We start from the raw sequence: 13,437 nt of genomic DNA on the forward strand, positions 1-13,437 counted from the left end.
GCACCTGTTCTTCCTCTGCGTGGGCGCCGCGGTTGCCTATTCTGTACTGATCGAGCCGTATTGCTGAGCGGGCGGCGTTCCTCCGCCCGCCGCCGCTCGACACATAAGCATTCCGATAATCTCGGGATGTGAAGTAAACCATAGCCGCTTGCCGGCGCGCTGCGCGATAATGCGCGCCTTTGCGAGCCGGCCCCCACAACGGCTCGTGTTTCTGAGACGGCCGCCCGCGGGCGGGCGCGGTGCGCATGGCGCGCCGCAGTAGGAGGATTCCATGAGAAAACACGGCCTGTCGCGGCGTGCTTTTCTGAAAGCCAGCGTGCTGGCTGGCGTGACGGTGTACGTTGCGCCGATCGGCAGCCGCGCATTTGCGGCGCTATTCGAAGAGAAAATCCTGACGCCGGTGCAATGGAACAGCGCCACCGGCCAAGCCAAATTCCGCATCGACGGCATCGCGAAAGTCACCGGCGCGAAGGTGTTCGCGCGCGACATCCGCGCGTCCGACATGCCGCACTGGCCGAAGGAACAGGCCCATGCGCTGGTGCTGCGCGCCACGCGGGCCGACAGTGTGTACCAGGGCTTCGACCTGACGTCGCTCGGCGACGACCTGCAACCCGACCGGATCGTGACGGCCGACGACCTGGCGCGCGACGGCCTCGCGTTTCCGGCGTTCTACGGCGACGACATGCTGCTGCCGGCCGGCAAGACGCCCGCGTATCTCGGCCATGCGGTCGCGATCCTCATCTATCACGATTTCGCGCGCTTCAGTTTCGCCAAGAGCACGCTGAAATTCCGTGACGACGTGATCCGCTACGGCGCGAGCACCGGGCCGCTCGAACGCGACCCGTGGGGCACCTTCCGCTACGTGCGGGTGGGCGGCGCGACGCCGTACGACGACGACGTGTTCTCGAGCCTCAAGGACGCGCCGATCTTTCCGAGCATGATGCGCAAGCACGAGCCCGTCTGGCCGGACGGCAAGGAACACGGCAAGCTCGACGAGCAGGGCATGTTCCACGCGGCCGGGATCGCGCACGAACTCGACCAGCCGGATGCCGGCTGGCTCGTGTTCGACCGCGAATACCAGACCCAGTCCGTCGACACCGCCGCGCTCGAACCCGACAACGCGAACTGCTGGTACGACGCGGCGACCCAGACCCTGCACCTCGTGGTGCCGACCCAGTCGCCGCTCGAAGTGGTCGAGAACGCGGCCGGCATGGCCGCGAAGTGCCGCTTCCCGGTCAGGCAGATGTTCGTGCACCCGTGCTACACGGTCGGCTACGGCTCGAAGGACCACTGCAACATGCCGTTCTACGGGCTCGTGGCCGCGCTGTATGGCGACGGGCGGCCGGTGCGGCTCGCGAACGACCGCTTCGAACAGTTCCAGACCTCGCTCAAGCGGCATGCGTTCAAGATGCATTACCGCATCGCGGTCGAGCGCGAAACCGGCTTGCTCAAGTCGTTCAAGGGCGACTTCGAGGCGAACGGCGGCGGACGCTGCAATTTTTCGCCGTCGGTGGCGATGGTCGGCGCGACCGCCGCGCAATCGATCTATTACTTCCCGAAGAACGACTTCACCGCCGTCGCGATCGCCTCGCGCGCGATCGACGCGGGTTCCGCACGCGGCTACGGCACGCTGCAGAGCATGGCGGCGACCGAGATGGCGATCGACGAGATCGCGGCGCAATTGCGGATCGATCCGATCGAATTCCGGCTGCGCAACGTGCTGCGCTCCGGGATGAAGAACACGCAGGGCGCGATTCCGGCCGGTGCGGTGCGCGCCGACGAAGTGCTCGAGCGCGCGAAGAAGCATCCGCTGTGGACTCAGCGCGAGAAGAAGAAGGCCGATTACGAAGCCGCGCATCCGGGGCGGCGCTATGGCGTCGGCTTCGCGTGCGTGCAGAAAGACTTCGGCACGGGCGCCGAGGCGTCGCTGGCGAAAGTCGAGTTCGACGAGAACGGCGCGATCACGCTGCATCACACGGGCGCGGAGATCGGCACCGGGATGTCGACCTCGCAGGCCGTCGCGGTCGCGAAGTGGCTTGGGCGGCCGGCTGCCGAGGTGCGCGTCGCGGTGACCGAATGGCCGGATCTGCCGGTCGTCACGAGCGGCGATCCGTACCTGATGTCGCAGGCCGATCAGGACCGGCTGAGCGCGAACCCGCGTTGGACGCCGAGCTATGCGTCGCCGTCGAGCGCGACCAATTCCGCGTTCTATTTCACGCACAGCACGCAGGAAGCCGCGCGCGCGGTGTTCCGCTACGGCCTGTGGCCGGCGGCGCTCGCGATCTGGGGGCAAGGCATCGGCGGCGGCCAGGCCGCGCCGCTCGTCGTGCGCTTCGAGGACGCGCGCTGGGTCGACGGCAGTCTGACGGCCGCCGGGCTCGAGGCGCTGCCGTATGAGCGGCTCGTGAAGAAGGCCTATGAACTGGGCCTGCCGACGGGCGCGGTCGTCCACGTGTTCAACCGCTGGCAATGGACCGAGGCCGAGTTCGAGGTCGGCGGGACCGTGGATCGGCTGCCGATCGACGGGCTGTCGCTGCGCTATGGCGCGGGCGGCGGGACGCCGGCGGGTGCCGCGGCGAGCGGTGCGGCGGCGGCGCCTGCGCCTGCGTCGCGCAAGCCGGCCGCGGCGGTTGCGAAGTCCACGTTGCCGACGACTGCGAACGGTTATCACGTGCTCGACCGTCGGCGTGTGTTCATTCCGCCCGTGCAACGCAACAACGCGGCCGTGACCTATTACACGGCGGTCGGCACGCTGGTCGAGCTGACCGTGCATGAAGCGAGCGGGCAGGTCGAGCTGCTGACGCACCACTCGATCATGGAGTGCGGCAACCAGATTTCGCCGCAACTCGTGTCGGGGCAGTTGCAAGGCGGCCTCGCGATGGGCATCGGTCACGCGCTGCACGAATATCTGCCGCTTTACGAGGACGGCCCCGGCAACGGTACGTGGAACTTCAACCGCTACCAGCTGCCGCGCGCGAAGGACGTCGCCGTCTGGTCGCAGACCGGCGAAACCCTGCCGCCGCTGTCCGAAACCGATCCGCCGAAGGGCGTCGCCGAGGTCGTGATGATTCCGGTCGTCGGCGCGATCGTCAACGGCATCGCGCACGCGATCGGCCACCGTTTCACCGATTTGCCGGTGACCCCGCAGAACATTCAGGAGGTACTTGCATGACGGCCGCCCAACCTGCCGCATCGGCGACCCAGGGCGCCGCCGGCGCGCCGACGGCTTCCCAGGTTCAAAACGCTTCGGCCGCGAGTGCGGCTGCGGCCGCGCCGGCCAGCGGCGCGTCTGCGGCCGCGCCGGTCGAGCGTCCGCTCGTTCAGTATCGGCCGCAGCCGCTCAGCATGACGGTCAATGGCCAGTCGGTCGGGCCGATGCCGGTGCCGGCCGGGATCATGATGATCGATTTCCTGCACGAGTATCTCGGCCTGACCGGCTCGCGGCTCGGGTGCGGGCAGGGTATTTGTCACGCGTGCGTCGTGATCGTCGATCAGCCGGACGGCAGCAGCGAGGAAGTGCGCACGTGTATTACCGGCGCGCATTTCTTCGACGGCCGACGGGTGCGGACGGTCGAGGGGCACGCGAAGCGCAACGACGCGGGTGACGTGGTCGAACTTTCGCCGATCCAGCAGAAGTTCCTGGAGCACTTCAGTTTCCAGTGCGGGTACTGCACGCCGGGGTTCGTCAATGCGGCGACCGTGCTGCTCGAACGGCTGAAGCTCGCGCCGATCGCGCGCGCCGATGTCGAGAGCGTGATTACCGAGGCCTTGAATCCGCATCTGTGCCGTTGCACGGGGTATGTGCGCTATTACGAGGCGGTGAAGGATCTCGTGCTCGGCACGCCCGGACTCGTGAAGGACGCGGCATGAGCACGATGACGACACTGGGGGCCCGGTTCGCGCGCGCGGCGCGCCATGCGACGCTGCTTGGTCTGTGCGCGGCGGCGCTCGCCGCGTGCGGCTCGCACGATACGCCGAGCGTTGCGGCCGTGCCGACGCCCGAATTGATCGCCCGCGGCCGATATCTCGTGAAGGTGGCCGACTGTGCGGCCTGTCACACCGCGAAGGACGGCGCGCCGTTTGCGGGCGGGGTGAAGCTCGATTCGCCGTATGGCGCGTTTTATGGCTCGAACATCACGCCGGACAAGGATGACGGGATCGGCAAGTGGAGCGCGGCGGAGTTTTATGCCGCGCTGCATGATGGGAAAGCGCCGGGCAAGCAGTTGTATCCGTCGATGCCTTATACGTCGTATCGGCAGCTGAGCCGCGCGGATACCGACGCGATGTATGCGTATCTGATGACGGTGAAGCCGGTGGCGGTCGAGAGCCGCGCGCACGAGCTGAGCTTCCCGTACAACATGCGCTTCGGGATGGCGGTCTGGAACATGATGTTCCTGTCGGACACGCTGCCCGATGCGTCGCGGGGGAAGTCGGCGGATTGGCAGCGCGGGCGGTATCTGGCGAATGCGCTGGGGCATTGCGCGGAGTGTCATACGCCGCGCGGGGTGTTCGGGCAGCTGGATAAGGCCAAGCCGCTGCATGGCGCGGCGCTCGGGCGCGTGATCGCGCCGGATATCACGCCGACGGGGCTGGCCGCGCGTGGCTGGACCGGGGCCGATCTGCAGACGCTGTTCGGTGTCGGGATCGCGCAGCAAGGGTCGGCGTTCGGCGAGATGTATCCGGTCGTGCATCTGAGCACGCAATATATGACGCAGGATGATTTGCGCGCGTTGTCGGTGTATTTGATGGGCGATACGCCGCCCGCGCCGGAACCGCTCAAGGCTGTTTCGGCGGATGCCGCGCAGCTCGCGGCGGGGCGTTCGGTGTATCTCGCGGTGTGTGCGGGGTGTCATGGACTGTCCGGCGAGGGCAAGCCGCATGTGGCCGTGCCGATGCGCGGGAATTCGACGCTCAGACAGGCCGATCCGCACAACCTGCTGGTCGCGATGCTCGATGGGATCGAGGAGCAGCGGTTCGCCGGGGTCGAGAACATGCAGGCGATGCCGGGGTTCGCGCGGACGCTCGGCGATCAGGATCTGGCGTTGCTCGCGAATTACCTCAGGGCAAGCTGGGGCGGGCAGCCGGCGAATGTCAGTGCGAGGGATGTGAAGGCGTTGCGCTGAGGATGGGGTGTAGGGCTGGTTGGATTGAGACGGCGGGGTCCCGGTGGGGGCTCCGCCGTTTTTGCTTTAGGGGGATTGGCGGTTAACAAGGTAAGCCGTCTCGCTTCCAAGCGCGTTTGTGCGACAGCAATCAAAATTAAACGGCGCGAAGAAGCAAATTGGCGATTTATTAAAAATTAGATATCCGAAGTGCATAAAGTCGCAATTGGAAAGAAGTGTGTCGTATTGCTTATGCTTTCTCGGGCGATTAGAAATTATTTTGAAATGGTGTTGAGGCGTATTTGAAAGTGTTTTTGCGCCCCCTTCACAATCGCGGTGTCATTCGTTGCGATGTTCAGGAATTATAAGGGCCATGAAAATATAATTCAAGGAGTGTTTAATCATGCCGAGGCTATCGTCATTGGTGTCTGCTCTGGTTTTTTGGGGTGCCCTGCTTTTTGGATCGACGGCGGCAATGGCAGGTCCGCCCATTTTTGCTCAAGATGGTCCTCCGGCCAATGCTGGCGGAGTGCCTGGTCAAGTATTATTGGTTAGCGTCAAATATAAGCTGACCGTTCCCGGCTCGGATCCCATTCATTTTGGACGGGAGCCTTTGGATGTGATATTCACGGCGCCTCCCAATACGTTTACTTTCTTGCCTCAATACACGGTTGCTGTTGTGAGCAACAGTATCAGCTTGGCGACCAATTGCAAGACAAATGCCAGCAATACCGAGTTGCAGTGCAAGATTGATCCTCAGGCAAATGGCGTGGTTAACGTAAAAGGGGATATCGAGTTTCGGCCATTGGTCCAAATCTCGCCAAAAAGCACGGCTGGGAGTATCTTTTTGGGCGGGAGCGTCATTTATTATCAAGACCCAAGCCTTCTTCCGCCTAATACGCCTCCAAGCGTTCCTATCCCGGTGCTGACGGGTAGCGTCAATTATTACGTGACGGTGAAATGACGCCTTCCTGCTGAATTGCGGCGAAGGTGCCGCGAAGAACCATGGGCGAATTAATTTCGACCGGAAGACTTGAATTTCCCGTCGCCGGGCACTCAATTCAAAATTTGCATGGGTAGCGGGATTCTTTGAGCCGCCAAGAAGGCGCATGGCGCCGCCGGGCGGTCAAGGTGTTTTTTAATAAAAAGGGATCGATATGAATGACGTAAAAGTTGCCTTATCGGCATTGATTTTTTCTCAATTCTTTATTTTCGATGTGATGGCTGCCTCAAATTTTTCCACCTCGAAGTTTGAGGATATCGGCCTGGCATGCGCGGACGCGAATAAACTGGCGTCCCAGAACAAAGGAAAAATGGCGTGCTCGTATACCAGGACATCGATTGCATCATCTCCCTCCGATGACGGAGTGCCAAACAACGGAAAGAATCTAAATTACGCCAGCATGTCTGGCGAGATTGTCAGCGTTATCTGGAAGGGTAGCGACGGTATCCCAAGGTTGGCCGTTCAAGTTCTTGGAAATGCCTACAAGCAGTGCAGTGGAGATGTCCTCTATCAAAAAAGGGGTAATAGCGCGGGTCAATCAAATCCGAAAGGTGAGTGCAATGCGTCAAACACACTCTCGAAATCTGTCGGCATCAGAGTTTTCGCGCATGATTCCGGCCTGGATAAATTGCGGGTCTATAGTGATTCATCCGACGAGAACACATACAAGGATCCGAAATTTGCTTGCTTCGTCAGTGGCGGAAGAGCGCCGTCCTTGCCATACGAATGTACAAGTCTTGGCGGCGTATCTGTCTCTACAGTCACGCCATCAAGTTCGGTGGGGACGATTGGCTACAATGACGGATTCAGTTTTGGCGGGTCGATTGATCCCAAGGGCGCGGTTAGCCTGTCTCCCTCGTTTAGTTTCGGTTCGTCGAGATCCATGCCGAATCTGAGCGTTGACCAGCGCCAAAATGGCCAGGCGAATGTCTCGTGGATTTATACGGCTGACAAATACACTGGAAGTATTCCAAATGGTGAGTTTGTCGTTTTTCAGCTTCCGGTTTCGGTGATCGAGGCTGAAAAAGTTACGGTCGGATTCGGTATGGAGTACACGATGTGGATGTACTCGACAACGGGGAAGCCGTTTATGAAAACGCTCTTCAGCACCATTCCAACCAAGGGCCTTTGATTGATGGATGGGGCACTCGGTTTGATTTGATCGAGGGCCCCATATCGCAAGCTGTCGCCGGCTGCGCGGCAGCGCTGCGCGCCGGACAATCATGCCGAAGCTGGCCGGTCTGGTCGCGGTCAACGGCTTGGTCACGCCACGAAACAGGTCATCGACGATTTTCGCCCGGCGGGCAGTTCGCAATTCATGGACGGCCGTCATATCGATGACAATCGCTTCGATGCGCCCGGCCGCCGTCGGGATGGCGATGTCGCGTGCGTGGCTCTGATCGATCCAGAGCATTTTAGGACCGGGAACTCGGCAACAACCCGCACGCTGGCGGGCATCGGCAAGATCCCGCAAGCCCAGGCAAACCGTGCGGTGGCCCAATGGTCGCGCCCCGGTCAGTCCAGTTTCATCAACTGGTGGGGCCACAGTGTTCGCACCGGAATGAACCGTACCGGGAATCGTGGAGGCTGGTTGGTTTAAGTTAATGCGGACACGTCAGCGGCATTTCTGAATTGCCTGTAGTAGTTTGCCTCAGCTTCAGCAGGCGGGATATAGCCGAGCGGTTCCATCAGGCGATGATGGTTGTACCAGGCCACCCATTCCAGCGTTGCCAGTTCGACGGATTCCCTCGTTTTCCAAGGGGCGCGCCGATGAATCAGTTCCGTCTTGCACAGGCCGTCGATCGTTTCAGCCAGCGCATTGTCGTAGCTGTCGCCCCGGCTGCCAATGACACGGCCCGTGCTCAGAATGACCGCGATGGCGTCGTCCGTCAGCTCCGCGTAGCGGATCGCGGTGGATGTCAGCGATGTCTTGCATGCCTCGCGTGCGAACTCGATATCGGCGAGGCCGAGGGGGGCCCGGCCCATAGCTGAACGGCATTACCGTGTTTACCCCATTTTACAGATCGGTCGGCACATCGTATCTTCCGCACATGGTAACGATGCCACATAAAAGACTGACGATCCGTGATATTGCGACGCTCTCTGGTGTATCGACGTCGACGGTTTCGCGGGTACTGAATAACTCCGGATATGTGAAGGCCGAGGTGCGCGAGCGCATCGAAGCCGTGATATCGCAGACGCATTACACGCCGTCGGAACTGGCGAAGCAGCTAAAATCCCATCGGTCCGGGCTGATCGGCGTGATCATTCCAAAGATCAACTCGTATACGACGGGGGGAGGTCGTCGCCGGCATTTCGTCGACACTCGAGCCGCTACGGTACCAGATGCTGCTGGCCAACACGGACAATTCGGTGGCGGAAGAAGAGGCCGCCTACGATCTGTTCCGCAGGCAGCGGGTCGCGGGCGTGCTGCATCTGGCGACGACCGTCAACGGCGGTCTGATCAATGCGATCCGCGAGGCGGGCCTCCCGATCGTGATGATCGGGCAGGACGCGAGCCATCTGGGCGTCACGAGCGTGATTCAGAACGAACGCTCGGCGGCACGCCAGATGACCGAGCATCTGCTCAATTGCGGGCATACGCGGATCGGGTTGGTGACGGTGGGCGAAGAGGATTTTCAGGTCGGCGGAGAGCGAACGGCCGGCTATGTCGATGCGTTGCAGGCGCATGGATTACTGGTCGATCCGGATTTGGTCGTCCGCGTGAGCTTCCGGGCCGAAGCAGGCGAGGAAGCGGTGGAGCGTCTCTTGCGAGCGACGGGCAAGGCGCGCTGCACCGCGATTCTGGCCGTGACCGACCGGCTCGCGGTTGGCGTGATGGCGTGTTTGCACGACCACGGCATCCGGGTACCCGACGGCATGGCGGTCGCGGGCATGGGCGATAGTGACATGGCGCGGATGGTGCGTCCTGCGTTGACGACCGTCCATTACAACTATGCGGACACGGGCGCGAAGGCTGCCCGCCTGATGCTGGACATGCGCGAAGCCAAGAGCGGCGACGTTGCGCGGGTGGTGATGCCGTATCGGCTCGTATTGCGGCGGAGCACCTGAGCCGGTCCCATTACGATGGTGTTTGACCGAAGATGCGGGTCGCGAACGAGCCGGTTGAACTATTCGGTAATGTGGTATCGATACCATATGGCACCGATACCATGACAACCAGGAAGTGGAGGAGACAAATGACTGAAATCGACACCGCACAGGCGCTGCTGCCGTTGGTGGGCGGTCCCGCGAACATTGCGCGGCTCTCGCACTGCGCGACCCGACTGAGGCTCGTCGTCCATGACGCCGAGCAGGTCGACCATACGGCGATCGGCGCGCTCGGTCTCGTGAAAGGGTCGTTCAGCGGCGCCGGACAGGTGCAGATCATCATCGGCCAGGGCACCGTCGAGAAGGTTCACGATGCGCTGCAAGCGCTGCTGGGTGCGTCGGCAACCGGATCGCTCGAGGACGTGAAGCAGGCCGCCGTCGCCCAGCAGAACGCCGCGCAGAAGCTCGCGCGCACGCTGTCGAACATCTTCGTGCCGATCATTCCGGTGATCGTCGCATCGGGCTTGCTGATGGGCCTGCTCGGCATGCTGAAGAGCATGGGGTGGATCACCGGCGACAGCGCCGTGTTCCAGATCCTGAACATCTTCGCGAGCACGGCGTTCGTGTTCCTGCCGATCCTGATCGCATTCTCGGCGGCCCGCGATTTCGGCGTATCGCCATTCCTGGCGGCGGCACTCGCCGGGATCATGATCCACCCGGACCTGCAGAACGCCTGGACGCTCGGCAGCGGCGTGCACGAATACTGGGATCTGTTCGGCCTGCACGTGGCGAAAGTCGGTTATCAGGGCACGGTGCTGCCGATCCTGCTGGCGGTCTGGATGATGTCGTGGATCGAGCGTGGCGTGAAGCGATTCATGCCGAACGCGATCGATCTGATCTTCACGCCGTTCCTGACGCTGCTGATCTCGGGCGCGATCGCGCTGACGGTGGTCGGCCCGATCGGGCGCGCGCTTGGCGATGGCCTGTCGTTCGGCCTGCAGGCGATCTATCAGCATGGTGGCGCGCTCGCCGGCGTGGTGTTCGGTGGCCTCTATTCGTCGATCGTCGTCACGGGCATCCATCACAGTTTCCATGCGATCGAGACGGGTCTGCTCACTAATCCGTCGATCGGGGTTAATTTCCTGCTGCCGATCTGGTCGATGGCCAATGTCGCGCAAGGTGGCGCGGCGCTCGCCGTGTTTTTCACGACGCGCGACGAGAAGATCCGGCAAATCGCGGTGCCCTCTGCGCTGTCGTGCCTGATGGGGATCACCGAAGCCGCGATTTTCGGCGTCAACCTGCGGTTCTTCTGGCCGTTCGTGTTCGCGGCGATCGGCGGTGCGGTCGGCGGCGGCTGGGTGGTTGCGACGCACGTCGGCATGACGGGCATCGGCCTGACCGGCCTGCCGGGGCTGGCAATCGTCCGCCCGGACGGCATTCTGAACTACCTGATCGGCGGCGTGCTCGCATTCTCGGTTGCATTTGCCGGTACGTGGCTGCGCGGCGTCAAGGCGAAGGTGGCATACGGAGAGATCGCCGGTGCCTAACGTGACCGATCTCGATGTCATCGCCGATCGCTGGCGGCCGTCGTTCCATCTGTGTCCGCCGCAAGGGCTGATCAACGATCCGAATGGACTGATCTACTGGCAAGGCGCGTATCACGTGTTCTATCAATGGAATCCGAGTGGTTGCGTGCATCTGAACAAGCACTGGGCTCACGCGAAAAGCACGGACCTGATTCATTGGGAGTCCATGCCGATCGCGCTCGCGCCGGACATGCCGTACGACGCGCAGGGCTGCTATTCCGGCAGCGCGATCGACGACGGCGGTGCGATGGTGCTGATGTATACCGGCAACGTGCGCGATGACGCGGGCGGCCGCTCGAGCTATCAGTGTCTCGCACGGTCGTCCGACGGCGAGCGGTTCGACAAGCTCGGGCCAGTGATCGACGGCGCGCCACCCGGCTATACGGACCATTTCCGCGACCCGAAGGTGTGGCGGCAAAACGATGCATGGTACGCAGTGATCGGTGCGCAGCGGGACGATCTGACCGGGACCGTCGTGCTCGCCAAGAGCGCGGATCTGCGTTCTTGGCGCATCGTCGGTGAACTGGTCGAGTCGGTTGCATCCTGCTACATGGTCGAGTGCCCGGATCTGTTCGAGCTCGGTGGCAGCACGGTGTTGATTGGCTGCTGGCAGAGCGAGGAAACCCGTGGCGGCGAGACGCGCCGCGATGATGTTGCTGGTTATTTGGTCGGCGACGTGGACTTGGACGCGCCGAAATTTTCGTATGGCGCCTTTCGCGTGCTCGACCGCGGCTTCGATTTTTACGCACCCCAGACGCTGCTTGCGCCGGATGGGCGACGGCTGATGATCGGCTGGATGGGGCTGCCGTTACAGCCGGATACGCCGACAATCGCGTCTGGCTGGACTCACTGCCTGACGATCCCGCGCGAACTGAGTCTCGAAGGCAGGCGGCTACGGCAGCGGCCGCTGCGCGAACTCGAGCGTCTGCGTGGGGCGGCCGTCACGATGCCTGAGACCGCCCTCGCGGCGGGCGAATCCGCAGCGCTGCCGCGGGCGCCGGGCGCGGCATGGGAACTGGACGTGTCGATCCACGCGGGCTCCGGAGCGGACTGGGTGCTGCACGTCTTCGAAAGCGACGAGCAAACTCTGCGCATCGTGCACGACGGACGTCGCGGCACGCTCACGCTCATTCGGCATTGCCCGATGGCCGGGCATTTCGACGACCTCGCGGAGTGCGAGAGCGCATCGGACGTCACGCGGCTTCGGCTATTTGTCGACAGTAGTTCGGTCGAGATCTTCGTGAACGATGGCGAAGAGGTGTTCACGACGCGCTGTTACCCCACGTCGGAGCTGGCTTTGCCACGAGTGAGCGCCATGCATCCGCTGACGCTGCATCGCACCTGCATGTGGCCTTTACAAAAAAGAGACGCGTAGCGAAGACGTTCTCGAATATTTAAATCAATAATTATTTGGAGACTTTCATGAAAACGTGGATCAGCACGCTGATCGCGGTGGCTTCGCTTTGCCCGTGCACAAGGGCTTTCGCGGTGGATCTCGGCGACGACTTCAATTTCAACGGCTACGTTCGCGCGGGCTTCGTGTCCGGGCACAAGACGGATACTGGCGGTGTCAACAAATACGCGCTCGGTAATGGTGCCGAATTGTTCCGCCTCGGCAACGAAGGCGACACCTACGCGGAACTCACTTTCAAGAAGACGTTTCATTTCGACGGCGGTATCACATGGTCGGCGGCCTATACTGCGACCTACTGGAACCCGCAGGCGAATTTCCGCGGGATGCAGGGCCAGGGCCAGTATTTCGGCAAGGAAATGTACGTCGCGACGAGCGGCTACGCATTCTCGCCGCAAACGGAATTCTGGGCTGGTCGGCGCTATATCGAGCGCGAGGACGTGCATATCGTCGACCACTTCTTCTACAGTGTTGGCGGCCCGACGATCGATCCGGGCATCGGCGCGACCAACATCCCGTTCATCGGATCGAGCAAGCTTGGCGTCAGCCTGTTCCGCAGCGAACAGCATTACAGCCCGACGCTGAACCGGAAGGACGCGACGCGGATGAACGTCGACGTCTACGACATTCCCGTCACGCAGGGCGGCAAGCTGCGCGTAATCGGCGAAGTGATGCGCGGAGATTTCCCCGGCGGCAGTTCGGGCGCCGCACTGACGTTCAAATATGACCACGCGAATTTCCTGCTGCCCGGCGTGACGAATTCGGTATGGCTGCAGGGCAGCACCGGTTATGCGTCGCTTGAGACGGGATTCGGCGGGCTCGAGAACCCGAGCGGCACGCGCAGCGTGCGCTTGGTCGATTCGGTGAACTGGCAATTCGGACGCTTCGGCGGTCAGGCGCTGGCGGTGTACCAGCGTAGTCAGGGTCAGCACGATTCCGGCAGCGCTACGGGCACGTCGTTCGGAGGCCGCCTGTCGTATGCGGTCGCGCACAACGTAAAGCTATTGACGGAATGCGGCTGGACGACGCTGCGCGCCAACGGTGGGCCGCTTCAGAAGCTAGACAAATATACAGCGGCGCTTGCATTCAGTACAGGGCCCGAGTTGATGACGCGCCCCGAGCTGCGCCTTTACGCGACCCATGTCGCGTGGAATCAGGCGGCGCTCGACGCGCAGGGGATGAACTGGGGTTCGTGGTCGGCGGGCCGGAATTCGACGAACATGATCGGTGCGCAAGTCGAAAGCTGGTGGTGATCCGGGGCTTCCAGCGTGTCGTTTTCAACGT

The 13,437-nt window shown here is 62.2% G+C and carries 10 protein-coding genes and 2 pseudogenes; 11 read left to right on the top strand and 1 reads right to left on the bottom strand.

The window, feature by feature from the left end:
- The first annotated feature begins 271 nt into the window (after positions 1-271).
- The 6 genes from Bsp3421_RS09880 to Bsp3421_RS09905 all read left to right on the top strand — a co-directional run bounded on the left by Bsp3421_RS09880 (position 272) and on the right by Bsp3421_RS09905 (position 7,705).
- The gene (locus Bsp3421_RS09880) at positions 272-3,172 is read left to right on the top strand and encodes a xanthine dehydrogenase family protein molybdopterin-binding subunit (RefSeq protein ID WP_273995738.1); all 2,901 of its coding nucleotides are present in this window, start codon (positions 272-274) and stop codon (positions 3,170-3,172) included.
- A complete protein-coding gene (locus Bsp3421_RS09885) occupies positions 3,169-3,870 on the top strand; it encodes a (2Fe-2S)-binding protein (protein WP_273995739.1) in 702 nt (233 codons plus the stop codon). The genes Bsp3421_RS09880 and Bsp3421_RS09885 overlap by 4 nt, the downstream gene beginning before the upstream one ends.
- A 5-nt stretch (positions 3,871-3,875) precedes the next feature.
- Entirely contained in the window at positions 3,876-5,123 is a 1,248-nt protein-coding gene (locus tag Bsp3421_RS09890) for a cytochrome c (RefSeq protein WP_273998339.1), read from the top strand.
- A gap of 382 nt (positions 5,124-5,505) precedes the next feature.
- Positions 5,506-6,066 (top strand): hypothetical protein, encoded by a 561-nt coding sequence (locus Bsp3421_RS09895; RefSeq protein ID WP_273995740.1) that lies wholly within the window; start codon positions 5,506-5,508, stop codon positions 6,064-6,066.
- A 193-nt stretch (positions 6,067-6,259) separates the two neighbouring features.
- A complete protein-coding gene (locus Bsp3421_RS09900; protein ID WP_273995742.1) occupies positions 6,260-7,237 on the top strand; it encodes a hypothetical protein in 978 nt (325 codons plus the stop codon).
- 186 nt (positions 7,238-7,423) lie between these two features.
- Complete coding sequence (locus Bsp3421_RS09905) at positions 7,424-7,705, top strand: hypothetical protein (protein ID WP_273995743.1); 282 nt, start codon at positions 7,424-7,426, stop codon at positions 7,703-7,705.
- Here the strand turns inward: Bsp3421_RS09905 and Bsp3421_RS09910 are convergent.
- Positions 7,702-7,953: pseudogene (locus tag Bsp3421_RS09910) on the bottom strand (integrase core domain-containing protein); the annotation flags it as partial. The gene Bsp3421_RS09905 and the pseudogene Bsp3421_RS09910 overlap by 4 nt on opposite strands.
- A gap of 212 nt (positions 7,954-8,165) precedes the next feature.
- Between Bsp3421_RS09910 and Bsp3421_RS09915 the strand changes: the two are divergent.
- The 5 genes and pseudogenes from Bsp3421_RS09915 to Bsp3421_RS09935 all read left to right on the top strand — a co-directional run.
- Positions 8,166-8,261 (top strand): annotated as a pseudogene (locus Bsp3421_RS09915) (LacI family DNA-binding transcriptional regulator); the annotation flags it as partial.
- A gap of 190 nt (positions 8,262-8,451) precedes the next feature.
- Positions 8,452-9,177, top strand: a complete 726-nt coding sequence (locus tag Bsp3421_RS09920) for a substrate-binding domain-containing protein (protein WP_273995745.1) — start codon at positions 8,452-8,454, stop codon at positions 9,175-9,177.
- A 128-nt stretch (positions 9,178-9,305) separates the two neighbouring features.
- Positions 9,306-10,703 carry a sucrose-specific PTS transporter subunit IIBC gene (locus tag Bsp3421_RS09925; protein ID WP_273995747.1) on the top strand — a complete coding sequence of 466 codons (1,398 nt, stop codon included), beginning with the start codon at positions 9,306-9,308 and terminating at the stop codon, positions 10,701-10,703.
- 1 nt (position 10,704) lies between these two features.
- Positions 10,705-12,117 carry a glycoside hydrolase family 32 protein gene (locus Bsp3421_RS09930; RefSeq protein ID WP_273995749.1) on the top strand — a complete coding sequence of 471 codons (1,413 nt, stop codon included), beginning with the start codon at positions 10,705-10,707 and terminating at the stop codon, positions 12,115-12,117.
- 47 nt (positions 12,118-12,164) lie between these two features.
- On the top strand, positions 12,165-13,406 hold the full coding sequence (locus tag Bsp3421_RS09935) for a maltoporin (RefSeq protein WP_273995750.1): 1,242 nt from the start codon (positions 12,165-12,167) through the stop codon (positions 13,404-13,406).
- The last annotated feature ends 31 nt before the right edge of the window (positions 13,407-13,437 follow it).

It is taken from the genome of Burkholderia sp. FERM BP-3421, assembly GCF_028657905.1.
Classification (GTDB): Bacteria; Pseudomonadota; Gammaproteobacteria; order Burkholderiales; family Burkholderiaceae; genus Burkholderia.